A 25,701-nucleotide genomic window follows, 5' to 3' on the forward strand; every position below is an offset into this window, starting at 1 on the left:
GAGTTTAACGAGCGCTAACTTACTCTTCGCCCATCTGCGATTGCAGATAGTTCTCAAGACCGATTTTATCGATCAGGCCCAGTTGGGTTTCCAGCCAGTCGATGTGTTCTTCTTCGGATTCAAGAATATCTTCGAGCAGTTCGCGGCTACCGAAGTCGCCAACGGTCTCGCAATGAGCGATCGCGACTTTCAGGTCAGCATGGCCGGTTCGTTCGATGCGCAGGTCGCACTCAAGCATTTCCTGGGTGTGCTCGCCGATCTGCAGCTTACCCAGGTCCTGCACGTTCGGCAGGCCTTCCAGGAACAGGATGCGCTTGATCAGCTTGTCCGCGTGTTTCATCTCATCGATGGATTCGTGGTACTCGTGCTTGCCGAGCTTGTTCAGACCCCAATCTTCATACATGCGCGCATGCAGAAAATATTGATTGATCGCGACCAGCTCATTGGCAAGGATCTTGTTGAGATGCTGGATGACTGTAACGTCGCCTTTCATGATGGGGTCCTGCCCTATATTAGCTGTCTATAAAGCAGAGTTTGATCCGCACAATTAAGAGTGTCAAACCTAAGTTATTGAAACTTAAGTGAAAATTAATCGGAATAAGAATGTTTGTGTTCCGCGTCTGGTGCGTAACCAATTGATTTTCAGGCATAAAAAAACCGGACATGAGTCCGGTTCTTTGAAATAGGGGATTTCACGCGGCAGTAAATTCTACCGGGAAAGGAATCGCAGCCTGGGCTGTTTGCAATTTGGTCAGGGTTTCGCGCACCACTTCCTTGGCAAGGCAGGCGCATTTGCCGCATTGGCTGGCTACGCCGGTAGCTTGGCGGACTTCCTTGTAACTGCAGCATCCTTCATAGATCGCTTCGCGGATTTGTCCGTCGGTGACGCCAGTGCAGAGGCAGACATACATAAGCTAAGAACCGTCGCTGGTGGTGACTCAGTTGCGATGGATCTTAATGTTAACGAGAATGATTGTCAAAGTGGTTTCTGACAGCTTTGCGTTATAAGCGTGCGGGACTGACGAACGGTTTTCTTTGGGCAATCTGCCAGTAAGCGCAACGTCGGCAATTTAACCTGTCGGTGAAAAACCGTTGAAGACAGCTCAAAAACGCAGTGTATGATGACCGGTCCTTATGAAGCGGGTGGGTGTCACAGGGCTGTCGCCTGAGGGTGGCAGGCTGGCGCAAACCCGGAACTTCACGTTTTTACACCAGGAGATATTCAATGAGCGTACTCGTAGGCAAGCAAGCCCCTGACTTCACCGTACCGGCCGTACTCGGCAATGGCGAAATCGTCGACAGCTTCACCCTGTCGTCGGCCATCAAAGGCAAATACGGCCTGGTGTTCTTCTACCCACTGGACTTCACTTTCGTTTGCCCATCCGAGCTGATCGCTCTGGACAACCGCATGTCCGACTTCAAGGCCCGCAATGTTGAAGTGATCGCTGTTTCGATCGACTCGCACTTCACCCACAACGCGTGGCGCAACACCCCGGTCAACAATGGTGGCATCGGCGAAGTTCGCTACACCATGGCGGCCGACCTGAAGCACGAAATCGCCAAGGCTTACGACGTTGAATCCGAAGGCGGCGTGGCTTTCCGTGGCGCGTTCCTGATCGACGACAAAGGCGTTGTCCGTTCGCAGATCATCAACGACCTGCCGCTGGGCCGTAACATCGAAGAGCTGATCCGTCTGGTCGACGCTCTGCAATTCCACGAAGAGCACGGCGAAGTTTGCCCTGCCAACTGGAAGAAAGGCGACAAAGGCATGACCGCTTCGACCGAAGGCGTCGCAGCTTACCTGACCGAGAATGCTGCTGCCCTGTAAGGCGCATTCGAGGCATAAAAAAACCGGCCGTTGAGGCCGGTTTTTTTATGGGCGGGATTTGTAGGAGCGAGCTTGCTCGCGAGGGTCGTCAACGATAACGCTGGCGGCCTGACACACCGGGGTGCGCTCAGGCTCATCGCGAGCAGGCTCGCTCCTACAGGAATCATTCAGTCGTTGTAGTCTTCCCAGCCGCCCATTTGTTTCCAGCGATTGACGATGCCGCAGAACAGCTCGGCCGTCTTCTCGGTGTCATAGCGAGCCGAGTGAGCCTCGCGACCGTCGAAGTCGATGTCGGCTGCCTGGCAGGCTTTCGCCAGGACCGTCTGACCGTAGGCCAGACCGGCCAGGGTTGCCGTGTCGAAGCTGGAGAACGGATGAAACGGGTTGCGCTTCATGTCCAGGCGCGCAACCGCTGCGTTCAGGAAGCCCAGATCGAAACTGCTGTTGTGCCCGACCAGGATCGCCCGCTTGCAGCCGTTGGCTTTCAATGCCTTGCGGATGCCACGGAAGATATCGGTCAGCGCCGCTTCTTCACTCACCGCCATGCGCAGCGGGTGATCGAGTTTGATCCCGGTGAACTCCAGCGCGGCTGCTTCGATGTTGGCGCCTTCAAAAGGCTCGACGCGGAAGAAGTAGGTGTGATCAGGGTATACAAAACCCTTCTCGTCCATGGCGATGGTGGTAGCGGCTATTTCCAGCAAGGCGTCAGTGGCAGAGTTGAAACCACCGGTTTCAACGTCGACAACGACTGGCAGGTAACCACGGAATCGAGCTGCCATCGGGTGGCGTGGACCACCTCCGCCGCCTTGACCGTCCTGTTCGTCGTCGAAATGGTCTTCACTCACGCGTGTTCCTCCAGCAGGCGCCAGCGCAGTTTTTCACCGGCGCGCAGCGGGATAACGGTCAGCTCGCCAAATGGCAGGCTGGTTGGGGCGGTCCACTCGTCGCGGACCAGGGTAATGCGATCGGTGTTCACCGGCAGGCCATAGAAGCGCGGACCGTTGAGGCTGGCGAAGGCTTCGAGCTTGTCCAGCGCGTTACGTTGTTCGAACGCTTCGGCGTACATCTCGATCGCCGCATAAGCGGTGTAGCAACCGGCACAGCCGCATGCGGCTTCCTTGGCATGCTGGGCGTGCGGCGCCGAGTCGGTGCCGAGGAAGAACTTTTCGCTGCCGCTGGTGGCGGCGTCGAGCAGGGCTTCCTGGTGGGTATTGCGCTTGAGGATCGGCAGGCAGTAGAAGTGCGGCCGAATCCCGCCCACCAGCATGTGGTTGCGGTTGTACAGCAAGTGATGTGCGGTGATGGTTGCGCCGACGTTGGCCGGAGCCGCGTTGACGAACTGCACGGCGTCTGCGGTGGTGATGTGTTCGAACACCACTTTGAGCGTCGGGAAACGCTCGACTACGCGACGCATGTGCTCATCGATGAAGATTTTTTCGCGGTCGAACACATCGACATCGCCACGGGTGACTTCACCGTGAATCAACAAAGGCATTCCGACTTCGGCCATGGCCTCGATCGCCGGGAAAATCTTGTCGATGCTGGTGACGCCAGAATCCGAGTTGGTGGTTGCACCAGCCGGGTACAACTTGGCGGCGTGCACAAAACCGCTGGCCTTGGCTTCACGAATTTCTTCGGGCTGGGTGCGGTCGGTGAGGTAAAGCACCATCAACGGTTCGAAACGGCTGCCGGCCGGACGTGCAGCGAGAATCCGCTGGCGATAGCCGTCGGCTTCAGCGGCGTTGCGCACCGGAGGTACCAGGTTGGGCATGATGATGGCGCGACCAAAGGTGCGCGCGACATCCGCAACGGTATTGGTCAACACGGCACCATCGCGAAGATGAATATGCCAGTCGTCGGGACGCAGCAGGGTCAGGCGGTCGGACATGAGGGGATTCCAGGCGGGTCAAACTGAGGGGAATGCTACCGGAAAAGACTCTCTCAGGCACTCGCTATCAAGTTTTGCAGGAAGCTTCCGATATCCAACAGGTATGCCGTAAACATGTGTGTGTCGGTCTTTTTGTTGTAGAAGCCAGTGGAGCCTCCCGTGCGCCAGCGTTATTTAGCCTTGCTCAGCGTGTTTGCCAGCCTTCCCGCGATGGCGCTCACTTTCCAGACCCGTCTGGAGAGCATCGAGTGGACGGTCGAAGGGGACAAGTTCGAGTGCCGCCTGATTCAACCGATCACCGATTTCGGTTCGGGTGAGTTCGTGCGCCGCGCCGGCGAGCAGGCGACGTTTCGTCTGAAAGCCTACAACTCGATGGTTGGCGGCGGCTCGGCGACCTTATTGGCGGCCGCTGCACCCTGGCAGCCGGGGCGTGGCGACATCAACCTGGGTTCCGTGCGGATCGGCAGCGGCAACGTGCTGTTCAACAGCTCACAAGTTCAGGCCGGACGCCTGATCAGTGGTCTGATGGATGGGCGCAGCCCGGTTGTCCGACATTTTTCGGGCGATGGCCGGGTCTCGGAAGTGCGGCTGTTGCCGGTCAAGTTCAGCAAGGCGTTCAACGATTATCAGGGCTGCGTGGCGAAACTGCTGCCGAAGAATTTCGAGCAGGTTAAACAGACGCAGATCGGCTTTCCCGGTGACGGCCTGGATCTCGACGCGCAGGCCAAGTCTCAGTTGCAGGTGATGCTGGAGTTCATGAAGGCCGATCCGACGGTCAATCACATCGAGCTCGACGGCCACTCCGACAACAGCGGCAATCGCCTGACCAATCGTGACCTGTCACGACGTCGAGCCCTGGCGGTCATGGAGTTCTTCAAGGCCAACGGTGTGCAGGAGTCGCAGATTACCGTGCGCTTTCACGGCGAGCGTTATCCGGTGGCACCCAACACCAATGCGGCCAATCGGGCGAAGAACCGTCGGGTCAATGTGCACCTCGCACGGGTCGCGCCCACCGAGCAACCGGCGCCCCAATCAACAGCATCGGCGAGCGCGGCGAAGACTTCCTGACCCGTCGGTCATCGTCGCGCGCTCGACATAATCTGTCGCTTCGTCGTCATAAGCTGTCGCGCCTCTGTAAATTATTCTGCATGACCGGTAGACTTGACGGCTTTCCGTAGAACCCCGTGGAGTGATGGCATGGCGGACGTAAACAAGGTCGTTCTGGCGTATTCCGGCGGCCTGGACACTTCGGTGATCCTCAAGTGGCTGCAGGATACTTATAACTGTGAAGTGGTGACCTTCACCGCTGACCTGGGGCAGGGCGAAGAGGTCGAGCCGGCCCGCGCCAAGGCTCAGGCCATGGGCGTAAAAGAAATCTACATCGACGATCTGCGCGAAGAATTCGTGCGTGACTTCGTGTTCCCGATGTTCCGCGCCAACACCGTTTACGAAGGCGAGTACCTGTTGGGTACTTCCATCGCTCGTCCGTTGATCGCCAAACGCCTGATCGAAATCGCCAACGAAACCGGCGCTGACGCCATTTCCCACGGCGCCACCGGCAAGGGCAACGACCAGGTTCGTTTCGAACTGGGTGCGTACGCCTTGAAGCCAGGTGTGAAAGTGATCGCTCCGTGGCGCGAATGGGACCTGCTCTCCCGTGAAAAGCTGATGGATTACGCTGAAAAGCACAACATCCCGATCGAGCGTCACGGCAAGAAAAAATCCCCGTACTCGATGGATGCCAACCTGCTGCACATCTCCTATGAAGGCGGCGTGCTGGAAGACACCTGGACCGAGCACGAAGAAGACATGTGGAAGTGGACCGTCTCCCCGGAGAAGGCTCCAGACAAGGCCCAGTACCTGGAACTGACCTACCGTAACGGCGACATCGTTGCACTGGATGGCGTCGAAATGACTCCGGCCACTGTGCTGGCGACCCTGAACCGTATCGGTGGCGAGCACGGTATCGGCCGTCTCGACATCGTCGAGAACCGTTACGTGGGCATGAAGTCCCGTGGCTGCTACGAAACCCCTGGCGGCACCATCATGCTGCGCGCCCACCGTGCAATCGAATCGATCACGCTGGACCGTGAAGTGGCTCACCTCAAAGACGAGCTGATGCCTAAATACGCCAGTCTGATCTACACCGGTTACTGGTGGAGCCCTGAGCGTCTGATGCTGCAACAGATGATCGATGCGTCCCAGGCTCACGTGAATGGCGTTGTGCGCCTGAAGCTGTACAAGGGCAACGTGATCGTCACCGGTCGCAAGTCCGACGAATCGTTGTTCGATGCCAACATCGCGACCTTCGAGGAAGATGGCGGCGCCTACAACCAGGCCGATGCGGCGGGCTTCATCAAGCTCAACGCGTTGCGCATGCGTATCGCAGCAAACAAAGGCCGCAAGCTGTTCTGAGCCCTTTGACACGCTGATGGAATGTGTGGCCTTGTCCTGGACAAGGCCACACATTTGAAAACAGGGATTTTCTGTCTGACATTGCGATTCAACATTCTTGTTGTTTTGAAGATCTTCCTGTCTGCTTCTCTCCCATTGATCTTAAAGAGCGACTGCCTGCTGTGTGTCAGCCCGGCAACGTTGATCAATGACCGTCACGTCATGTGAACTCAAATTGTAAGCAATACAGAACGTTGCGCTGCTGCGTTTTTTCGCGTTTCTGCAAACCTTGAGTGCGCTTTCTTTCAGTAATGTCTCCGATTCGCCAACAACGAGAAACACGACAACGTGTGCCTGATTCCCCTTGGGCTGGCGAAGCTTTTCCAGAAGGGCGCGGAACTCATTTTTTTTGTTCATCCATCGCGCATCAACGATGTGCAGGTCCTTGATCAACTCTGGCAGCCGAATAGGGTTTTGAGTCGAGAGATTTGGCTGCAGGCCGATCTTGTCGGGCTGATCTTGTGCGTGACCTGAACGCTCTGCCTTGTCCATGACCTTTATGAAGTGCTTCCCCTTTTCAAAATCGGATGGCGCATAAAGCGATCGATAGTTGAAATTAAGTGTGGCGAAGAAAAGAAGAAGCAAATAAAAGGGAAAGCTGATCAAGAACCATATATAGATCTCTTTATCTTTGTCGTCGAGGAAGGGCAGTGAGATGGCAGCCGACGTTTCAGACAGTGTTGCGAATATCGCGATGACTGTCATGGGGGTGGTGATTCTTTGTTTTGGTTTTATCATAATTATTGCTCATATTGATTTGTCTTTTCTCATTGGATTAGCGAGTTGTTTTTTGGGGTGTGAAGTTAATAGGGTGGCGGTGGATTTATAATTCGGATGTGTCTGTTTTGCTATTCATTTGTTGTTAATTGACTTTTGCTGCAAGGCTTTATGTTTGATATTTATGGTGCAAGGGCCAAGCCGAAAATATCGGTTATCTTCACAAGGGTAGCTCAATCGTTGAGGTGTGTCGGATCATCTTGGTCAACTGTTATTGTGGGGCGCTCCGGTTGTAAGTCGAAACAAAAAACTGTTGAAAGTTGAAATATCATGAGACAGATAAAGTTTCTGGTTCGCTGTTTTTCAAGATTTTTTGTAAGAATATTCCGCGTTGTTTGTAGGGAATGTCTCTCGGTGCGGGTGGCCGGGGGGGGCGGCATGCCATGGGTGAAACGACTAGGCTATTGTGCGGGCTCTAAAAATTCGAACAGCGAAAATTGGACTTGCCCATGAATAAAGTGCTGATCGTGGATGATCACCCCGTCATTCGTCTTGCGGTACGTATGCTGATGGAGCGTCATGGCTACGAGGTCATTGCAGAAACAGATAATGGCGTGGATGCCTTGCAACTGGCGCGTGAACATATGCCGGATATTGTCATACTGGATATTGGAATACCAAAACTGGATGGGCTGGAAGTCATTGCACGTTTGGCATCGGCAGCGATGCCAATGAAAGTACTGATATTGACCTCACAGGCGCCCGGCCATTTTTCGATGCGTTGCATGCAATCCGGTGCTGCCGGATATGTTTGCAAACAACAGGACCTCACTGAGTTGCTCAGTGCAATAAAGGCTGTATTGTCAGGCTACAGTTACTTTCCCAATCAAGCCTTGCATACCGTGCGCTCCAGTCTGGGGAATGCCAGTGAAGCCGATATGGTGGATCGCCTTTCGGGGCGGGAGATGATGGTTTTGCAGCAGTTGGCCCGTGGCAAGACCAACAAGGAAATTGCCGATGGAATGTTCCTCAGCAATAAAACCGTGAGTACTTACAAGACTCGGTTGTTGTTGAAACTTAATGCGCGGTCCCTGGTAGACCTGATCGAACTGGCTCAACGCAATGGGCTGGTATGACGGGGCCAGGGATTGACGGGGCGTAAAGAGTGGGCGTTTTCAAGGTTTCGCACCTAGTAAAAAGCCTCCGTTTAGGGAGGCTTTCAGGGGTCACAGGTCAAAATCGTAATCAGCCAACTGCTTTTGCAATCGGCGCTCCTCGAGCAGATTGTCGATGGTGCGGCGTTTGCTCAGGTTGGTCTTTGCCACTTCAACCACCGGTTCCACGTCATCGGCCTCAACGGGTGTGAAGTCGTCTTCTACGTCCAATTGCTCTTTGCCAGTGCTCATAAGGTTAACTCCAGGCTAAGACTGCCTTTGGCGCCCCTTATATCGACAATCGCCTCGCGGGTAAAAAAGATTTTTTCAATCGATATATCAAAAAACCTAATAGTGCCTCAATCGTCCGAAGTCTTTTGCTTGTATTCACACAGGTCTTCTATCCTGCAACTGCCGCAGCGAGGCTTGCGGGCCAGGCAAACGTAACGTCCATGAAGAATCAGCCAGTGATGGGAGTCGAGCAGATATTCCTTCGGCACGAACTTCATCAGTTTTTTCTCGACCTCGACCACATTCTTGCCGGGAGCGATACCGGTACGGTTACTGACCCGGAAAATATGGGTGTCCACGGCCATGGTCAGTTGGCGAAAAGCAGTATTGAGCACCACGTTGGCAGTCTTGCGGCCGACACCGGGTAACGCTTCCAGTTCTTCACGGGTTTGCGGCACTTCCCCGCCATGGCGTTCCACCAGCAAGCGGCAGGTCTCGATCACGTTTTTTGCCTTGCTGTTGAACAGGCCGATGGTCTTGATGTACTCGGACAGACCTTCCACGCCCAGCGCGTAAATCGCCTGCGGCGTATTGGCCACCGGGTAGAGTTTGGCGGTGGCTTTATTGACGCCGACATCGGTCGATTGTGCCGAGAGGATCACCGAGATCAGCAATTCGAATGGCGAGGAGTAGGCCAGTTCGGTCTTCGGCTCGGGGTTGTCTTCATGCAGCCTGCGGAATATTTCCAGACGTTTTGCGGCATTCATGGGCAGTGCGTTTCCTCGAAAGTGATCAATGTGAGGGCGTCGGGCGGGGCCAGGCCTGCCAGGCGGCGATCAGCAGTCCCAGCAAAATGAATCCGCCAGGTGCCAACGTGGCCAGGCGCACGCCTGCGTCGCCGAGGAGCTCGCGCAGCAGGCCCAGGCCGACCATCAACACGCCGAACAGGACACACAGGCGCAGGCGCTCACGCCATGCACTCTGGAAAAAACCGGTGTGTTCCAGCACGACGCATTGCAAAGCGATCAGTCCTGCATAAAGCCCCGAATGTTGGTGCCATTGAAGTGACCAGACCTGGGCGGCGAGTTCCACACAACTGGTCAGCGTGGCCGCCAGCAGGACGCCGGCGAGCAAGCGGGATGCCGGGATCAGTCGGGATCGCAAGGCCGCCATGCTCGCACCAAATGCACTGATCACCACGATGAACATCAACCACACGCCCAGCGCGGTCACTAACGAGTCAGTGGCGCCGATCAATGGTGCGAGCATCAGCGAGTTCTGTAAATTTGCAGACTTACTCATGGAGACTGCTCCCGATCAACTGGCGCGAGTGTTCATCGAAGTAGCGCAATGCCTCGTGGATCGCGTTGATCACGGCTCTGGAGGTTATCGTCGCGCCAGCGATTTGATCGAATTGACCCTGATCCTTTTTCAAGGCCCAGCCGCTGTCGGCGGGCTCGTTCAAGGAGCTGCCGGTGAAACCCTGAAGCCAGGCATTGGGCCATTCGGCGATTCGCGCACCCAAGCCCGGAGTTTCCGATTGTTTCAGGGTTTTGACCCCCAGCAGTTTGCCGTTCGTGTCGATGGCAATCAGTAAATCGATGGCGCCCGCATACCCGATGGTCTGGCTGCGCAGCAGGACAGCAGCGGGTTGGCCGGCCCTGGTAGCGAGGTAGCCGCCCAGCAAGGTGCTGTTGGTCAATGCCGTGTTGTCGACGTGCAGCGGCTGCTCCAGCGGTTGATTGTCGTAACTGTCTGAGGGCAGCAGATCCAGCAGGTTGCGGCTGTCGATCCGTCGCTGTTCGGCTGCGATACGTGGCGCGCTGCTGTACTGCACAAGCCAGGTCGCGCCAATCCCCAGGCCTGCCAGTAACAGCAGAATCAAAGCGCTCGATGTCCGGCTCATGACGAAATCTGCTCCTGCCTGGCCGCGACAAACCGCTCCAGCGCCGGCACGCAGAGGTTCATCAACAGCACCGCGAACGCCACGCCGTCGGGATAGCCGCCCCACGTGCGAATCAGATAGGTCAGCAGTCCCACGCCCGCGCCGAACAGCAGTCGGGCGCCGGGGCTCTTTGCGCCGGACACCGGTTCCGTAACGATAAAGAATGCTCCGAGCATGCTCGCGCCACTGAGCAGATGAAACAACGGCGAGCCATGGGAATCGGAGCCCGAGCCGTTCCAGCACAGCAGGCTGATGACGAACAGGCTGGTAAGCATGCCCACCGGCGCATGCCAGCTGAATACTTTCCGTTGCAGCAGAAACAAACCGCCCGCCAGAAACGCCAGGTTGACCCATTCCACACCACGCGCGCCGTAGTGACCGAACGCCGGATTGCCGGCGAAGAGTTCGTCCATGGTCAGGCTTTTGTTGATTCGCAGGCTATCCAGCGCCGTGGCCTGGACCCACGCATCCGGCGTCTGGCTGAGGCTGAAACCGAACACTTGCTGCAGACCCCCGAGCAGGTCCATGCCGTGCGACGAAGGCCAGTGAGTCATTGGTTGGGGAAAGGTCACCAGCACCAGAGCGAAACCAAGCATCGCCGGGTTGAACGGGTTTTTCCCCACGCCGCCATACAGCTGTTTACCGAACATCGCGAATGCCACGGCGCAGACGGTCAACCACCACGGGCAATACGGTGGCAAGGCCAGGGCCAGCAGCGTTGCACTGACCAGCGCGCTGCCGTCGCTCAAGGTCGGTTTGAGCGGGCGTTTGCGCAGCCACAACACCGCCGCTTCAACGGCCAGCGCGGTAATGCCGGCCAGCATCAGATTGATCAACACGCCCCAGCCATACAACCAGAACAACACCAGCATCCCCGGCACGGTGGCCAGCAATACCAGCTTCATGGCCTGTTGAAGGCGCTCGTCGACCGATTCAAGGGGTGACATAGGCCTCCACCTGACGCTCGGCTTCTTGCAAGCGGGCGCGCGCCTTGTCCATTAACTCGGCGGGGGTGTCGGTGCGACGTTCGAGTTTGCTGACATCGGCGCGAGCGTAGGCCAATTCGGTTTTCAGCTGTCGAAGCTGGCTGTCGATGGGGCGTTTTTCGACACGCGTCAGGGCAGGTAACGGCTGCTCGCTTGCAGTTTCTGCCGCGTGCAGGGCTTTTTCAGCGTCGCCCAAGGCCTGCTCCAGGGCTTCGATCTGCTCGGCTGGCGCGTCACTGGTTTGCGCTTTCTTGAGTTCGGCGCGGCGCATGGCTAACTGGATTTTCGCCCGTTTCAGCTCGGCATCCTTCATGGGCGCCGCAGGCGCAGCGGCAGGTGGTGCGCTGCTTTCCAACTGCGCCAAGGCGTGTTCGGCGGCGTCGAATTGCTGTTGCAGGACGATCAGTTGCGACTGCTGTTCGAAGGTTGGCGGATGGCCGAACGCCTTGAGCGATTTGTTCAGTTGCGCGCGGCTCATCGCCAGATCGATTTTGGCTTTTTTCAACGCTGCGTCGGCATTGGCCGCTTTCTGCGCACGAACTCTCTCCAGCGCGGCTTGAACCGGGTCAAGCGTTGTCACTTCACTTTGCTGCTGTGCAGTGCGATGTGCCCGGGCCTGACGTTCGACGAGTTTCTGTTCTTCTTCGCGGTGCAAGCGCGCGTTGCGTTGTTCAAAGCGACGTCGCGCGTGATTGCGTTTGGCGGCGCGCGCCTGTTGTTCTTCAGGGCTGGCCGCCAGGCCACCGACAATCGGCAGCACCGAGGCCAGCGGCAATGGCCGCATTTCAATGCAGTCCACCGGGCAGGGGGCAACGCAGAGGTCGCAACCGGTGCATTCGTCGATGATGACCGTGTGCATCAATTTCGCTGCGCCGACAATGGCGTCTACCGGGCAGGCCTGAATGCACTTGGTGCAACCGATGCACTCGGCTTCGCGGATGTAGGCGATTTGCGCCGGGGCCGAACCACGACTGACGTCCAGCTCCAGCACCGGTATTTTCAGCAATTCAGCCAAGGCCGCGATAGTTTCGCTGCCCCCAGGCGGGCACTTGTTGATTGGCTCGCCGCTGGCGATGCCTTCGGCGTACGGCTTGCACCCGGGATGACCGCATTTGCCGCACTGGGTCTGCGGCAAGAGGGCGTCGATGCGTTGAATCAGACTCATGTTTTGATCAGTCCGCTGAATCCGAGAAAAGCCACTGCGATCAGTCCGGCGCCGATCAGGTCGATCGGCAGGCCGCGAAAGGGCAGGGGAACATCGTTATCGAGGGTGCGCTGGCGCAAGTCGCTGAACAGACTCAGCACCAGCCAGAACCCCAGCCCGGCGCCGAGACTCAGGGCTGTGGCGTGGAAAAACCCCTGGTTTTCCTGGGTGTTGATCAGCGCCAGACCGAGCACTCCAGCATTACCGAGCAGCAGCGGCCAGAGCCCTTCGAACGAAAGCGTCGAAAACACTTTCGGCAGCAGCTTCAGCAGTGGCGTGATCAACAACACGCTCAGTGGCAGGAACACGAACAACCGCAGCGAAGTCAGCTCCAGCGGCGCCAGTAGCCAGTGATAGAGCGCATAGCCGAGTATTGCGACGATCAGCATCAGGCATGTCGTCGCAATGCCCAGCGCATGCACCTGACGGCGTTCGGTGCCCAGCAGCGGATCGACGCCCAGCGGCCAGTGCAACACGACGTTGTTGATCAGGGCAGCACTGATAAGCGTAAGAAGCATCTCGGTCATGATCGTGCCGGAAGAAAGAAGGCTCTTTAACGGGGTGGTCTAAAAAGCTTAGGCATTATCCGGCAAGGAAGGAGGGGGGGCCAGACATGAAAATCCCACAGTCGCGCCGGGCACGACTGTGGGATCGGTTTACCGCTGGCGCTTACTTGATGCGCTGACCCGGTTTGGCACCGCTATCAGGGCTGAGCAGGTAGATTTCTTCGCCGCCAGGGCCGGCCGCCATCACCATGCCTTCGGATATACCGAACTTCATTTTCCGTGGCTTGAGGTTGGCGATCATCATGGTCAGGCGACCATCGAGCTTGGACGGATCCGGATAAGCGCTCTTGATGCCGGAAAACACGTTGCGTTGCTCATCACCGATGTCGAGGGTCAGGCGCAGCAGCTTGTCGGCACCTTCCACGTGTTCGGCCTTGACGATCAGGGCGACGCGCAGGTCGACGGCGGCAAACGCATCGAACTCGATTTCCGGCGACAGCGGATCCTTCGCCAGTTCGCCGTTGCCGGCAGGTGCAGCTTCGCCGGTGTCGGTCTGGCTCGCGGTCAGGTCTTCTTTCGAAGCATCGGTCATGGCTTGCACTTTCACCGGGTCGATACGGGTCATCAGCGGTTTGAACTCGTTCAGCTGATGGTTGCTGAGCAAGGTCGCATGATCGTTCCAGGTCAGCGGCGCGACGTTGAGGAATGCCTCTGCGTCGGCGGCCAGCAGTGGCAGCACCGGTTTGAGGAAGATCACCAGCTGGCGGAACAGGTTGATGCCCAGCGCGCAGATCGCCTGGACTTCGTCGTGCTTGCCTTCCTGTTTGTTCAGCGACCACGGGGCCTTGTCGGCGATCCAGGCGTTGGCGCGGTCGGCCAGGCCCATGATTTCGCGCATGGCGCGGGCAAAGTCGCGAGCCTCGTAGGCTTCGGCGATGCTTGGCGCTGCGGCGAGGAAGGCTTCGGTCAGTTCCGGTGCGGCGTTACCGGCCACCAGCACACCGGCGTTGCCTTTCTGGATGAAGCCGGCGCAACGGCTGGCGATGTTGACGACTTTGCCGACCAGGTCGGAGTTGACCTTCTGCACGAAGTCTTCGAGGTTCAGGTCCAGATCGTCGACGCCACGGCCCAGTTTGGCCGCGTAGTAGTAGCGCAAGTATTCCGGCGACAGGTGATCGAGGTAAGTCCGGGCCTTGATGAACGTGCCACGGGACTTGGACATTTTCTGACCGTTGACGGTCAGGTAGCCGTGCACGTTGATGCCGGTCGGTTTCCGGAAACCGGCGCCTTCGAGCATCGCGGGCCAGAACAGCGCGTGGAAGTTGACGATGTCCTTGCCGATGAAGTGGTACAGCTCGGCGGTGGAATCCTTGTTCCAGAACGCGTCGAAATCCAGCTCCGGCGTGCGGTCGCAAAGGTTCTTGAAGCTGGCCATGTAGCCGATCGGCGCGTCCAGCCAGACGTAGAAGTATTTGCCTGGCTCGCCTGGAATCTCGAAACCGAAGTACGGCGCATCGCGGGAGATGTCCCACTGTTGCAGGCCGGCATCCAGCCATTCGGCGATCTTGTTGGCGACGGCGTCTTGCAATGTGCCGCTGCGGGTCCAGGTTTGCAGCATCTCCTGGAAGTCCGGCAGCTTGAAGAAGAAGTGCTGGGAATCCTTGAGCACCGGGGTGGCGCCAGAGATCGCCGACTTCGGATCTTTAAGGTCGGTCGGTGCGTAGGTTGCACCGCATTTTTCGCAGTTGTCGCCGTACTGGTCTTCAGTGCCGCATTTCGGGCAGGTGCCCTTGATGAAGCGGTCGGCCAGGAACATTTTCTTTTCCGGGTCGAAATACTGCGTGATCGAGCGCGTGGCGATGTGCCCGGCGTCGCGCAGCTTCAGGTAGATCTGGCTCGACAGCTCACGGTTTTCTTCGGCGTGAGTGGAATGGAAGTTGTCGAAGTCCACCAGGAACTCGGCAAAGTCGGCGCTGTGTTCAGCCTGGACGTTGGCGATCAGTTGTTCCGGGGTGATGCCTTCCTTTTCCGCGCGCAGCATGATGGCCGAACCGTGGGCGTCGTCGGCGCAGACATAGATGCATTGGTTGCCGCGGTGCTTCTGGAAGCGCACCCACATATCGGTCTGGATGTATTCCAGCATGTGGCCAAGATGGATCGAACCATTGGCATAGGGCAGGGCGCTGGTGACGAGGATCTTGCGTGGCTCGGACATGGGGCTCGGCTACTTGATGAAACGGAGGTCGGCCACTATAAAGCGCCGGCGCATATTTTTCACCCCGTGCGCCTGTTTCATTGGATGAGTAACAGGGATTCGCGCAACGGCACATGTCCCTGCAGGAGCCCGGCTTGCCGGCGATGGCTGACGTGAGGACACCATCGCCGGCAAACCGGACTCCTGCAAATCTTTTCGGCATCCCGCCAAACCATCAGAACAGGTACGATACCCGCCTGATTTTCCAGTCTTGCTATCGGAGTTGCCCATGAGCGCCGTCAATCGCGCAGCGGTGGAAGCCGTCCTTCGCCAATACACCGACCCTTACCTGAACCAGGACCCGGTCAGCTCCGGGTGTGTGCGCAATATCGAGATCCAGGGCGATCGCGTCAGCGTCCAGCTGGAACTGGGTTACGCCGCCGGCCTGTTCAAGAGTGGCTGGGCGCAGATGCTGCAAATGGCCATCGAAGGCCTCGACGGCGTCAGCAGCGCCCGCGTTGACATCACCAGCGTGATTGCCGCGCACAAGGCTCAGGCACAGATTCCGGGCCTGGCCAACGTCAAGAACGTCGTCGCCGTAGCGTCCGGCAAAGGGGGTGTGGGCAAATCCACCACCGCCGCCAACCTCGCGCTGGCCCTGGCCCGCGAAGGCGCCAAGGTCGGGATTCTGGACGCGGACATTTACGGTCCGAGCCAGGGCATCATGTTCGGCATTCCCGAAGGCACCCGACCAAAGGTCAAGGATCAGAAGTGGTTTGTGCCGATTGAATCCCATGGCGTCGAAGTGATGTCCATGGCGTTCCTGACCGACGACAACACGCCGATGGTCTGGCGCGGGCCGATGGTCTCCGGCGCGCTGTTGCAACTGGTGACACAAACCGCCTGGGGCGATCTGGATTACCTGGTCATCGATATGCCGCCCGGCACTGGCGACATCCAGCTCACCCTGGCGCAGAAAGTCCCGGTGGCCGGCGCGGTCATTGTCACCACCCCGCAAGACCTGGCGTTGCTGGACGCGCGCAAAGGCGTGGAGATGTTCCGCAAAGTCAACATCCCGGTGCTGGGCGTGGTGGAAAACATGGCCGTGCACATCTGCTCGAACTGCGGGCATGCCGAGCATCTGTTCGGTGAGGGCGGGGGTGTGAAGCTGGCCAGCCAGTACGGCGTCGAACTGCTGGCCTCGTTGCCGCTGGCAATGGCCATTCGCGAACAGGCCGACGGTGGCAAGCCAACGGTGATCGCCGAGCCGGACAGCCCGATTGCGATGGTGTATCAGGAACTGGCCCGTCATGTCGGCGCGCGGATCGTGTTGCAGGAAGCGGTGTCGCCGGCGATGCCGAACATCACCATCAGCGACGATTGATGATCTGAAACACAATCAACTGTGGGAGCTAGCCTGCTAGCGATAGCGGATTTACATGCAACAAATATGTTGGCTGAACCACCGCAATCGCTAGCAGGCTAGCTCCCACATTGATCTATGGGGGCTTCAGATCCGCAACCCGCCATCCATTTCCAGTATCCGGCCGGTGTAGTAGTCGTTCTCGAAAATGTACGCCGCCGAATGCGCGATCTCTTCCGGTTTGCCCATGCGTTTGAGCGGAATTCCGGAGGTCATTTTCTCCAGCGCTTCCGGCTTCATGCCCAGCGTCATCTCGGTTTCGATAAAGCCCGGCGCAATACCCGCCACACGAATGCCATAGCGCGCCAGTTCCTTGGCCCAGGTCACGGTCGCCGCAGCGACACCGGCCTTGGCAGCGGAGTAGTTGGTCTGGCCGACGTTGCCGGCACGGGAAATCGAGGAGATATTGATGATCGCGCCGCTGTTGTTCAGCTCGACCATTTTCGCCGCCACTTCCCGGGTGCACAGGAACACGCCGGTCAGGTTGACGTCGATTACCGCCTGCCATTGGGCCAGGCTCATCTTGGTCATCTCGCCGTCCTTGACCTTCAACAGCAGCCCGTCGCGCAGGATGCCGGCGTTGTTGATCAAGCCATGGATCGCGCCAAAATCGTCGGCCACCTGAGCGACCATGTGCGTCACTTGCTCTTCATTGGCGACGTTGCACAGATAGGCGCGGGCCTCGACACCCTTGGCTTTGCACGCGGCAACGGCGTCGTCGAGTTTTTCCTGGTTCAGGTCAACCAGCGCAAGCTTCGCGCCTTTGCCGGCGAAATACTCGGCCATGGAACGGCCTAAACCCTGGCAACCGCCAGTGATAATGATTACTTTGTCAGTGAGTTGCATTCGCATGCCCCGGTAACAGGTTGGAGTGGTCTTCCTTCAAGAGAGCCTCTCGATCTGCACCGGATGTGCACATGAGAACTGCCCGATGGCGGACTGGAACTTTCACCAGTCGCCTGTCCGTTTTTTCGACGGATTCTATATAAGGAGTCATAAATTGAGCGTTGAAGCGGCCAAGAATGCCCGAGAATTGCTTCTCAAGGAATACCGCGCAGTGCTGTCGACGCACTCCAAGGCGATGCCCGGTTTCCCGTTTGGCTCCGTGGTTCCGTACTGCCTGGACGAGCAGGGCCGGCCGCTGATCCTGATCAGTCGCATCGCCCAGCACACCCACAATCTGCAGAAAGATCCGAAATGTTCGCTGTTCGTCGGTGAGCGCGGGGCTGAAGACGTGCAAGCGGTCGGCCGCCTGACGTACCTCGCCGAAGCAGAGCAACTCGAGGACGCGGCTGCGATTGAAGCGGCCGCCGAGCGCTACTACCGTTACTTCCCTGATTCGCAGAATTATCACAAGGCCCACGATTTCGATTTCTGGGTGCTCAAACCCGTGCGGCACCGTTACATCGGTGGCTTCGGCGCGATTCATTGGGTTGATCAACTGACGTTGGCCAATCCGTTCGCCGGCAAGGCTGAGGTGAGCATGGTCGAGCACATGAACGCCGATCACGCCAAAGCCATCGCCCACTACGTCGAACTGGCGGGCCTGCCGAACACCGAGCCGGCACAACTGGTCGGGATCGACACCGAAGGCATGCACCTGCGCATTGGTCAGGCGCTGTACTGGCTGCCGTTTCAAGCGCCATGTAATACGCCGACACAAGTCCGCGAAGCCTTGGTTTTTCTGGCTCACGCCGAACATTGGCCGAAAAATGAAGTGGCCGACGCTTGAATTCACGAAAGGGCGACGTCATCTAGGGAAGACTGGCAAGGCATTCTTGCGTTGAGGAACCATTTGATGCGCCCTTTTTTATTGCTCTTTGTACTGTTTCCGGTGTTGGAGCTGTTCGTATTCGTCAAGGTGAGCGGAGCGATCGGGTTTTTCCCGGCGCTGCTGCTGGTCATTCTCGGCTCGATGCTCGGCGTGTTTGTGCTGCGCATCGCCGGCCTGGCAACCGCGCTGCGTGCGCGTGAAAGTCTGAACCGCGGCGAGCTGCCGGCTCAGACCATGCTCGAAGGCCTGATGCTGGCCCTGGCCGGTGGTCTGTTGATTCTGCCGGGCTTTGTCACCGACGTGCTGGGCCTGATCATGTTGCTGCCGATCTCCCGTCGACTGCTGGCCAATAAAATGCGCCAGCGTGCCGAAGAGGCGGCGATCCGTCAGCGTGCGTTCGCCGATGATCTTCAGCCACGTGGCGGCCCTGCTCCGCGCGAGCCGCTGGGCCGTGAGCCGAACGTGATCGAAGGTGAGTTCGAACACCGCGATTCCAAATAAATCGTTTCACCTGCGCGGCACCTTCGGGTGCCGTGTTTGTTTTCGGGGTATCAACGCAAAAAATTTCGATCCCCGCCCTTGTAATAAGCTTATGCGCCCTTATGTAACGGTCACCGCAAGGTTTCTGGCAATCACGCCAGACAGACTTCCGCGTCTCGCTTGTCGAGTCGCACCCGGCACCGCCGGATTTGTTAAACCCGCCGGGAATACACCGGCCGATGAAAACCACAATTAGGAGAGATCGACAATGAAGCTTCGTCCTCTGCATGACCGCGTCGTCGTCCGTCGCAGCGAAGAAGAAAAGAAAACCGCTGGCGGTATCGTCCTGCCAGGTTCGGCTGCTGAAAAGCCAAACCAGGGCGAAGTCCTCGCTGTAGGCCCAGGCAAAGTTCTGGAAAACGGTGAAGTGCGTGCGCTGTCCGTGAAAGTGGGTGACAAGGTTGTTTTCGGCCCTTACTCCGGCAGCAACACTGTGAAAGTTGACGGCGAAGACCTGCTGGTTATCGGCGAGAGCGAAATCCTCGCTGTAGTCGAAGGCTGATTCCCCGCTCATTTTCCCGCTACTACAAAGTATTTAAGGAATATCGATCATGGCTGCTAAAGAAGTAAAATTCGGCGACTCCGCCCGCAAAAAAATGCTCGCCGGTGTAAACGTCCTGGCTGACGCAGTAAAAGCGACCCTGGGCCCTAAAGGCCGTAACGTGATCATCGAGAAGAGCTTCGGCGCTCCGACCATCACCAAGGACGGCGTTTCCGTAGCCAAAGAAATCGAGCTGAAAGATCGCTTCGAAAACATGGGCGCGCAGCTGGTCAAAGACGTTGCCTCCCGTGCCAACGATGACGCAGGCGACGGCACCACCACCGCTACCGTTCTGGCTCAATCGATCGTCAACGAAGGCCTGAAAGCCGTCGCTGCCGGCATGAACCCGATGGACCTGAAGCGCGGTATCGACAAAGCGACCATCGCGATCGTCAAAGAGCTCAAAGCCCTGTCCAAGCCTTGCGCTGACACCAAGGCCATCGCTCAGGTCGGCACCATCTCCGCCAACTCCGACAACTCCATCGGCGACATCATTGCCGAAGCCATGGAAAAAGTCGGTAAAGAAGGCGTGATCACCGTTGAAGAAGGCTCGGGCCTGGAAAACGAACTGTCGGTTGTTGAAGGCATGCAGTTCGACCGCGGCTACCTGTCCCCGTACTTCGTCAACAAGCCAGAGACCATGACTGCCGAGCTCGACGGTCCGCTGATCCTGCTGGTCGACAAAAAAATCTCCAACATCCGCGAAATGTTGCCAGTACTGGAAGCCGTTGCCAAAGCCGGCCGTCCACTGCTGATCGTGGCCGAAGACGTTGAAGGCGAAGCCCTGGCGACTCTGGTTGTGAACAACATGCGTGGCATCGTCAAAGTCGCAGCCGTCAAGGCTCCAGGCTTCGGCGACCGTCGCAAGGCCATGCTGCAGGACATCGCTGTTCTTACTGGCGGTACCGTTATCTCCGAAGAGATCGGTCTGAGCCTGGAAAGCACTACCCTGGAACACCTGGGTAATGCCAAGCGCGTGATCCTGTCCAAAGAAAACACCACCGTGATCGACGGTGCCGGCGTTGAGGCTGACATCCAGGCTCGCGTTCTGCAGATCCGTCAGCAAGTGGCTGACACTTCGTCCGACTACGACCGTGAAAAACTGCAAGAGCGTCTGGCCAAGCTGTCCGGCGGCGTTGCAGTGATCAAGGTTGGCGCTGGTTCCGAAGTTGAAATGAAAGAGAAGAAAGCCCGCGTTGAAGACGCCCTGCACGCTACCCGTGCAGCCGTTGAAGAAGGCGTGGTACCTGGCGGTGGCGTGGCACTGGTTCGCGCTCTGCAGGCTATCTCCGAGCTGAAAGGCGACAACGATGACCAGAACGTTGGCATCCAGTTGCTGCGTCGCGCTGTTGAAGCGCCACTGCGCCAGATCGTTGCCAACTCCGGCGACGAGCCAAGCGTAGTTGTCGACAAGGTCAAGCAGGGTTCGGGTAACTACGGTTACAACGCTGCCACCGGCGAATACGGCGACATGATCGAAATGGGTATCCTGGACCCGGCCAAAGTGACTCGTTCGGCTCTGCAAGCGGCTTCGTCGATTGCCAGCCTGATGATCACCACCGAAGCCATGATCGCCGAGATCAAGGACGACGCACCAGCTGGCGGCGGCATGCCAGACATGGGCGGTATGGGCGGCATGGGCGGCATGATGTAAGCCAGCCTTACCCTGCACATAAAAACCCCGCCTGCGAAAGCAGGCGGGGTTTTTTATTGCCGTCGATTTGCTGGATCTTGAAATTGCATCGGACCACTGTGGGAGCGAAACCGGCTTGCCGGCGATAGCGGTCTATCAATCACCATCAACAGTGAATGTCATGGCCTCATCGCGAGCAAGCTCGCTCCCACATTGGTTTTGTATTTCAGGCGCTGACCGGCTGTGCTGCGGACTCTCTCTCAGCCTTGGAGGCCGGTCGATACAGGATGTAGTAATACGACCCCAGACAAATCAGCCAGCAGAAAATCGCTGTCCACACGTTGTGCGAGAAAAAGTGCGCGCCCTGCAGCATCCGGCCCACGGAAAACACCGTGCCCAGCGCGAAGGCAAAGATAAAGGCTTTACGCGCCAGACGCGGACGCCGATCCCGCAGGACAAAGAACAACGCAAACAACGTGAACCCGGTCGCGGCATGCCCGCCGGGCCAGCAACGACCGGGTTTATCGGTAGGGGGGCGTGGGCTGAGCAGTTCGCTATACGTCTCGTGCCCGCCGAATTGTTCAAGACTCCATGGGCATTGAACTGCCGTCACTGCTTTGACCGGCGTGACGAAGGATGTCGCCAGGCCCAGGGACAGCACCAGACAGCCCAGTTCCCGTTTGAACGGTTTGAGCCGGTCGATGAAAAAGGCACCGATGAAACCGAAGATGGAGAACACCGAAAAGGCGATAACTAATTGCTTGGCACGGTCATGCAGGATGTCTTCGAGGAAAAAACTGTGGCGTCCGATGAAGTCTCCGGCCACCGGGTCATAGAACAGCCGGGCCAGGTCCATGTCCACGGATGTCAGTTCCAGCAGCAACAAAATGATCGCGGCAACGGCGGGAACACCCAGGCACACCCAAAGGTTGAGAGGGCGAGAGGCGGGGCGGGCAGTGGTCGAAACCATGGCAGTTCCTTGGTCGGTTAAATGTTCTTGAGAGCGCAGCCGCGCGGAGTTTGGGCCTGTTTCTGTCACCGTCGTGTGAACCGATAGTGAAAAAATCGTCAACTTCACACCGGTTTATCAATGGGTTTGGCCACTGCACACAGTTCTGGCTCTGCGCCCCGCCAGGCCTTAAGCTGCGCGGGCCAAGACGGCCGTTACTGTGTACGGAGGAGGTGCCCATGCGAATTCTATTGGTTGAAGACAACCGCGATATCCTGGCCAATCTGGCCGATTATCTGGGGCTCAAAGGCTACACCGTGGATTGCGCGCAGGACGGTTTGTCAGGCCTGCACCTGGCGGCCACCGAGCATTACGACTTGATCGTGCTCGACATCATGTTGCCCGGCATCGATGGCTATACCCTGTGCAAACGCCTGCGCGAAGACGCTCGTCGCGACACCCCGGTGATCATGCTCACTGCCCGCGATCAACTGGACGATCGCCTGCAAGGCTTCAAGTCAGGGGCTGATGATTACCTGGTCAAACCCTTTGCCCTCTCTGAACTGGCCGCGCGGATCGAAGCGGTGATGCGCCGGGCCCAGGGTGGCGGTCGTCGCACCTTGCAGGTCGGCGACCTGAGCTACGACCTCGATACCCTGGAAGTCACTCGCGAAGGGCGCTTGCTGAAACTCAACCCGGTCGGCCTGAAACTGTTGGCGGTGCTGATGCAGAAAAGCCCGCACGTCTTGCGCCGGGAAATTCTCGAAGAGGCCCTGTGGGGCGATGACTGCCCGGACAGCGACAGCCTGCGCAGCCACGTCCACCAATTGCGCCAGGTGATCGACAAACCGTTCGCCAAGCCATTGCTGCAAACCGTGCACGGTGTGGGTTATCGCTTGGCCGAGGGCCGTGATGGAGTTTAAGCAGAGCCTTGCTCAACGGATCATCATTGCCTTTGCACTGATGAGCGCATTGGTGGCAGGCGCCTTCGCCATGGGCATTGTGGCGACCGTGCACCTGGTGGAGGAAAAACTGATATCGGCAGGTCTGGGCGGCGATCTGCAACGTCTGTTGTTGATGGACAGTGTCTCGGACTGGAGCCATCGCCCTGAGCCAGATCAGCTGTTTTATTTCAGCGGCGGGCCGGGCGATTTCGAGTTACCCAAGGATTTGCGTCATCTTGAGCCGGGTTTTCACGAGGTGTTCCGCGAGCAGCTGTCGTATCACGCGATGGTCGAAGTCGTCGACGGCCGGCGTTATGTGCTGCTGCAGGATCAGAGTGATTTCGAAGAGCGTGAGCGGGTGTTGTTCGCCGTGGTGCTGGTGGGCTTCGTCCTGAGTCTGGCGTTGGCGGTGTTCCTCGGCTGGATCCTCGCGCGCAAAGTGATGGCACCCGTGGTGCGTCTCGCCCGGCAGGTACGTCACCGCGATCAGCTCTTGGGGCTGGCGCCCCCGTTGGCACCGGACTACGCGGCTGATGAAGTGGGCGAGCTGGCGGTGGCGTTCGACGCCACCCTCGGCCGCCTGCGCCAGGCGTTGACCCGGGAGCGCTTGTTCACCAGCGACGTCAGTCACGAATTGCGCACCCCGTTGATGGTGCTGGCCAGTTCCTGTGAGCTGCTGCTGGAAAACCCCGGTATCGACCAGCGCGGTCGGGCTCAAGTCGAGCGAATCGCCCGTGCCTGCGAAGAGATGCGCGAGCTGGTGCAGACCTTCCTGATGTTGGCCCGCGCCCAACGTGAAGACGCCAGCATGGCGCCGCAGCAGTCCTTGAGCCAGGTCGCCGATGGGCTGCTCAATTTATGGCGAGAACCGATCGAGGCGAAAGGCTTGTCGCTGATGTTTGAACCGGGCAATCCGGCCAGCACCTGCTACAACGCCACCCTGCTGCACGCGGTCATGGGCAACTTGCTGCGCAATGCGCTGCATTACACCGAACGGGGCTTCATCCGTTTGACGCTGACGTCCACCGGTTTCACGGTCGAGGACAGCGGTGTGGGCATTCCCGAGGAAAAACGCGAGGCGATGTTCGAGCCGTTCGTGCGTGGCAACGAGAAACGCGGTGAAGGCCTGGGGTTGGGTCTGTCGTTGGTGCAGCGGATTTGCGAAAACCAGGGGTGGAGTGTCAGCCTGACGAACATGGAGCCCAATGGCTGCCGTTTTCAGGTGGAGTTGAGTCAGCGCGACAGTTGATTTCGTTGGTGGCCCTCGGCCACTGTTGTCCCCCTGTAAAACCTCGAAATACATCGGGGTTTTACACCACGATTTTTTCACGAAGGCATGACCTGACGCTGACACGCCACTCCCTAGGGTAGTGGTCAGCAGATGCTCAGGAGTCCTTCATGATGGCTGGCCCGATCAAACTTGATTTCTCCGAAAAATACGACGATCAACACGCACAGAAATACCTGCGCAAACATCAGGACGGAATCGGCCGCCGACTGTCCCACTGGCGTGACGAGCAACTGGCGCGCAAGGCGTTGACGCTGGCCGGCGAGCCTGGCCTGGTTCTCGATTTACCCTGCGGTGCCGGGCGCTTCTGGCCAGTACTGGCGGAAAAAACCAACCGGGTGATTGTCGGAGCGGACAACTCCGAGTCGATGTTGAGGATCGCTTTGAAAGCGCAACCGGCCGATGTGGTGAAACGGGTACAACCCTTGCACACTTCTGTGTTCGACATCGCCTTGCCTGATAACGCCGTCGACAGTATTTTTTGTATGCGCCTGATGCACCACATTGGTGAAGCCGAGCATCGACAGGCCATTCTGCGTGAATTCGAGCGCGTCACGCGTGACAGCGTGATCCTTTCGTTGTGGGTGGACGGCAACTTCAAAGCCTGGAAACGCAGGCGGCTTGAAACAACACGTGTGCATGTCGGTTACCAAAACCGATATGTGTTACCGGCTGCTACGATCGAAAAGGAGTTCGAACAGGTCGGGTTTCGTATTCAGGAACAACTGGATTTTCTACCGCTCTATGCCATGTGGCGGGTTTACGTTTTACGCAAGAGGTAACTTAATGGCCGTGCAATGTGCAGCAGAAAATGACGTTGCTTCCCAAGACCGTTTTGACTATTTCTGGAATCAACACGGTGAATGGGTTGAAGAACCCAACGTTCGTCGCGGTGGCGAAAGTGGTGTGCAGCGTATCAAGAGCAGCAATGGACAACTGCTCTACGCCAAACGTCAGACCGGACATATCTATCGTAGTTGGTTGCATCCTTTCGGTCGGCCGACGGTGTTGCGTGAGCGAGATGCGCTCATGGGAATGCGCCTGATCGACGTACGCGTTCCGGAAATCGTTTTCTGCGGTGCGCAGCACGACCCTGTTCACACGTGGCGTGCATTGCTGGTGACCAAGGCACTGGACGGTTTCGAAGAAATCGAACACTGGTATGCAGGCGGTGGTCGCGAGCGTCATGGCGAGGCAGTGCATGATCGGGTGCTGAAGGATCTGGCCGAGAATCTGGCCCGCATGCACAAGGGCCGGTGGCAGCACGGCTGTCTTTATCCCAAGCACATATTCGTGCGAATCACAGGCGAAGGCGAGGCCGCCAACGTCGAGGTTGCGTTGATCGATCTGGAGAAGTGTCGGCAGCGATTGACCGCCCGTCGCGCCGCTGCCCATGACATGAGGCAATTGCGTCGCCACTCGTCGTTCAGCGATACGGACTGGAAGAACCTCGTCTACCTTTATGAGACGGCGTTTGGCAGCGCTATCAAAGGTTTATAGCA

Annotated in this window: 28 protein-coding genes; 13 read left to right on the forward strand and 15 right to left on the reverse strand. The window is 57.9% G+C overall.

Going from position 1 to position 25,701, the window contains the following annotated elements:
* Positions 1-19: 19 nt before the first annotated feature.
* Together bfr and F8N43_RS17110 are read right to left on the reverse strand one after the other, a co-directional pair.
* The gene (gene bfr, locus F8N43_RS17105) at positions 20-493 is read right to left on the reverse strand and encodes a bacterioferritin (RefSeq protein ID WP_150631198.1); all 474 of its coding nucleotides are present in this window, start codon (positions 491-493) and stop codon (positions 20-22) included.
* A gap of 199 nt (positions 494-692) precedes the next feature.
* Complete coding sequence (locus tag F8N43_RS17110; protein ID WP_008032160.1) at positions 693-911, reverse strand: bacterioferritin-associated ferredoxin; 219 nt, start codon at positions 909-911, stop codon at positions 693-695.
* A 314-nt stretch (positions 912-1,225) separates the two neighbouring features.
* Between F8N43_RS17110 and F8N43_RS17115 the strand changes: the two genes are divergently transcribed.
* Complete coding sequence (locus tag F8N43_RS17115) at positions 1,226-1,828, forward strand: peroxiredoxin (protein ID WP_064679479.1); 603 nt, start codon at positions 1,226-1,228, stop codon at positions 1,826-1,828.
* 167 nt (positions 1,829-1,995) lie between these two features.
* Here the strand turns inward: F8N43_RS17115 and rnt are convergent, their stop codons facing one another.
* Both rnt and pyrC read right to left on the reverse strand, forming a co-directional pair.
* Entirely contained in the window at positions 1,996-2,673 is a 678-nt protein-coding gene (rnt, locus tag F8N43_RS17120) for a ribonuclease T (RefSeq protein WP_007938919.1), read from the reverse strand.
* The gene (gene pyrC, locus F8N43_RS17125; RefSeq protein WP_150631197.1) at positions 2,670-3,716 is read right to left on the reverse strand and encodes a dihydroorotase; all 1,047 of its coding nucleotides are present in this window, start codon (positions 3,714-3,716) and stop codon (positions 2,670-2,672) included. The genes rnt and pyrC overlap by 4 nt, the downstream gene beginning before the upstream one ends.
* A 159-nt stretch (positions 3,717-3,875) precedes the next feature.
* Between pyrC and F8N43_RS17130 the strand changes: the two genes are divergently transcribed.
* Complete coding sequence (locus F8N43_RS17130; RefSeq protein ID WP_150654077.1) at positions 3,876-4,784, forward strand: flagellar protein MotY; 909 nt, start codon at positions 3,876-3,878, stop codon at positions 4,782-4,784.
* A gap of 129 nt (positions 4,785-4,913) precedes the next feature.
* Positions 4,914-6,131 (forward strand): argininosuccinate synthase, encoded by a 1,218-nt coding sequence (locus F8N43_RS17135; RefSeq protein WP_007898502.1) that lies wholly within the window; start codon positions 4,914-4,916, stop codon positions 6,129-6,131.
* Between the two features lie 141 nt (positions 6,132-6,272).
* Here F8N43_RS17135 and F8N43_RS17140 read toward each other — a convergent pair whose 3' ends face one another.
* On the reverse strand, positions 6,273-6,908 hold the full coding sequence (locus F8N43_RS17140) for a hypothetical protein (protein WP_150631195.1): 636 nt from the start codon (positions 6,906-6,908) through the stop codon (positions 6,273-6,275).
* A 488-nt stretch (positions 6,909-7,396) separates the two neighbouring features.
* Between F8N43_RS17140 and F8N43_RS17145 the strand changes: the two genes are divergently transcribed.
* Positions 7,397-8,023, forward strand: a complete 627-nt coding sequence (locus F8N43_RS17145; RefSeq protein ID WP_008032148.1) for a response regulator transcription factor — start codon at positions 7,397-7,399, stop codon at positions 8,021-8,023.
* A 90-nt stretch (positions 8,024-8,113) separates the two neighbouring features.
* On the opposite strand, the gene F8N43_RS17150 is transcribed toward F8N43_RS17145, so the two are convergent.
* The 8 genes from F8N43_RS17150 to metG form a co-directional block, all read right to left on the reverse strand.
* Positions 8,114-8,293: a PA3496 family putative envelope integrity protein gene (locus tag F8N43_RS17150; RefSeq protein WP_150631194.1), complete on the reverse strand. Its 180-nt coding sequence runs from the start codon at positions 8,291-8,293 to the stop codon at positions 8,114-8,116.
* A 107-nt stretch (positions 8,294-8,400) separates the two neighbouring features.
* Entirely contained in the window at positions 8,401-9,039 is a 639-nt protein-coding gene (gene nth, locus F8N43_RS17155) for an endonuclease III (RefSeq protein WP_150631193.1), read from the reverse strand.
* A 25-nt stretch (positions 9,040-9,064) separates the two neighbouring features.
* Positions 9,065-9,574 carry an Rnf-Nqr domain containing protein gene (locus tag F8N43_RS17160; RefSeq protein ID WP_150639460.1) on the reverse strand — a complete coding sequence of 170 codons (510 nt, stop codon included), beginning with the start codon at positions 9,572-9,574 and terminating at the stop codon, positions 9,065-9,067.
* Positions 9,567-10,178, reverse strand: a complete 612-nt coding sequence (locus tag F8N43_RS17165) for an RnfABCDGE type electron transport complex subunit G (RefSeq protein ID WP_150639459.1) — start codon at positions 10,176-10,178, stop codon at positions 9,567-9,569. Before F8N43_RS17165 ends, F8N43_RS17160 begins: the two co-directional genes overlap by 8 nt.
* On the reverse strand, positions 10,175-11,164 hold the full coding sequence (locus F8N43_RS17170; protein ID WP_150639458.1) for an RnfABCDGE type electron transport complex subunit D: 990 nt from the start codon (positions 11,162-11,164) through the stop codon (positions 10,175-10,177). The genes F8N43_RS17165 and F8N43_RS17170 overlap by 4 nt, the downstream gene beginning before the upstream one ends.
* Complete coding sequence (rsxB, locus tag F8N43_RS17175; RefSeq protein WP_150639457.1) at positions 11,151-12,368, reverse strand: electron transport complex subunit RsxB; 1,218 nt, start codon at positions 12,366-12,368, stop codon at positions 11,151-11,153. The genes F8N43_RS17170 and rsxB overlap by 14 nt, the downstream gene beginning before the upstream one ends.
* Positions 12,365-12,934 (reverse strand): electron transport complex protein RnfA, encoded by a 570-nt coding sequence (locus F8N43_RS17180; protein WP_150631188.1) that lies wholly within the window; start codon positions 12,932-12,934, stop codon positions 12,365-12,367. Before F8N43_RS17180 ends, rsxB begins: the two co-directional genes overlap by 4 nt.
* 142 nt (positions 12,935-13,076) lie before the next feature.
* Positions 13,077-15,128 (reverse strand): methionine--tRNA ligase, encoded by a 2,052-nt coding sequence (gene metG, locus F8N43_RS17185; protein ID WP_150631187.1) that lies wholly within the window; start codon positions 15,126-15,128, stop codon positions 13,077-13,079.
* Between the two features lie 268 nt (positions 15,129-15,396).
* Here metG and apbC point away from each other — a divergent pair, with 268 nt between their 5' ends.
* Positions 15,397-16,491 (forward strand): iron-sulfur cluster carrier protein ApbC, encoded by a 1,095-nt coding sequence (apbC, locus tag F8N43_RS17195; RefSeq protein ID WP_150654078.1) that lies wholly within the window; start codon positions 15,397-15,399, stop codon positions 16,489-16,491.
* A 126-nt stretch (positions 16,492-16,617) separates the two neighbouring features.
* Here apbC and F8N43_RS17200 read toward each other — a convergent pair whose 3' ends face one another.
* The gene (locus F8N43_RS17200; RefSeq protein ID WP_150631184.1) at positions 16,618-17,376 is read right to left on the reverse strand and encodes an SDR family oxidoreductase; all 759 of its coding nucleotides are present in this window, start codon (positions 17,374-17,376) and stop codon (positions 16,618-16,620) included.
* A gap of 154 nt (positions 17,377-17,530) precedes the next feature.
* On the opposite strand from F8N43_RS17200, the gene F8N43_RS17205 reads away from it, so the two are divergent.
* The 4 genes from F8N43_RS17205 (at position 17,531) to groL (ending at position 21,039) form a co-directional block, all read left to right on the forward strand.
* Positions 17,531-18,262, forward strand: coding sequence for a HugZ family protein (locus F8N43_RS17205; protein ID WP_150631183.1), 732 nt, complete (start codon positions 17,531-17,533; stop codon positions 18,260-18,262).
* A gap of 66 nt (positions 18,263-18,328) precedes the next feature.
* Positions 18,329-18,805, forward strand: a complete 477-nt coding sequence (locus F8N43_RS17210; protein WP_008032127.1) for an FxsA family protein — start codon at positions 18,329-18,331, stop codon at positions 18,803-18,805.
* A gap of 247 nt (positions 18,806-19,052) precedes the next feature.
* Positions 19,053-19,346, forward strand: coding sequence for a co-chaperone GroES (locus F8N43_RS17215; RefSeq protein WP_017340553.1), 294 nt, complete (start codon positions 19,053-19,055; stop codon positions 19,344-19,346).
* Between the two features lie 49 nt (positions 19,347-19,395).
* On the forward strand, positions 19,396-21,039 hold the full coding sequence (gene groL, locus F8N43_RS17220; protein WP_027922861.1) for a chaperonin GroEL: 1,644 nt from the start codon (positions 19,396-19,398) through the stop codon (positions 21,037-21,039).
* Positions 21,040-21,244: 205 nt separating this feature from the next.
* On the opposite strand, the gene F8N43_RS17225 is transcribed toward groL, so the two are convergent.
* Positions 21,245-21,988 (reverse strand): phosphatase PAP2 family protein, encoded by a 744-nt coding sequence (locus F8N43_RS17225; RefSeq protein ID WP_150631182.1) that lies wholly within the window; start codon positions 21,986-21,988, stop codon positions 21,245-21,247.
* 218 nt (positions 21,989-22,206) lie between these two features.
* Here F8N43_RS17225 and colR point away from each other — a divergent pair, with 218 nt between their 5' ends.
* From colR to F8N43_RS17245, 4 genes are all read left to right on the forward strand, one after another.
* Positions 22,207-22,890, forward strand: a complete 684-nt coding sequence (gene colR / locus F8N43_RS17230; RefSeq protein ID WP_150631181.1) for a two-component system response regulator ColR — start codon at positions 22,207-22,209, stop codon at positions 22,888-22,890.
* Positions 22,880-24,160: a sensor histidine kinase gene (locus F8N43_RS17235; protein WP_150631180.1), complete on the forward strand. Its 1,281-nt coding sequence runs from the start codon at positions 22,880-22,882 to the stop codon at positions 24,158-24,160. Before colR ends, F8N43_RS17235 begins: the two co-directional genes overlap by 11 nt.
* Positions 24,161-24,312: 152 nt before the next feature.
* Complete coding sequence (locus tag F8N43_RS17240; RefSeq protein ID WP_150631259.1) at positions 24,313-24,981, forward strand: class I SAM-dependent methyltransferase; 669 nt, start codon at positions 24,313-24,315, stop codon at positions 24,979-24,981.
* 4 nt (positions 24,982-24,985) lie between these two features.
* The gene (locus F8N43_RS17245; RefSeq protein WP_150631179.1) at positions 24,986-25,699 is read left to right on the forward strand and encodes a lipopolysaccharide kinase InaA family protein; all 714 of its coding nucleotides are present in this window, start codon (positions 24,986-24,988) and stop codon (positions 25,697-25,699) included.
* Positions 25,700-25,701: the final 2 nt, after the last annotated feature.

It is taken from the genome of Pseudomonas fluorescens (assembly GCF_902498065.1).
Lineage (GTDB): Bacteria > Pseudomonadota > Gammaproteobacteria > Pseudomonadales > Pseudomonadaceae > Aquipseudomonas > Aquipseudomonas fluorescens_BJ.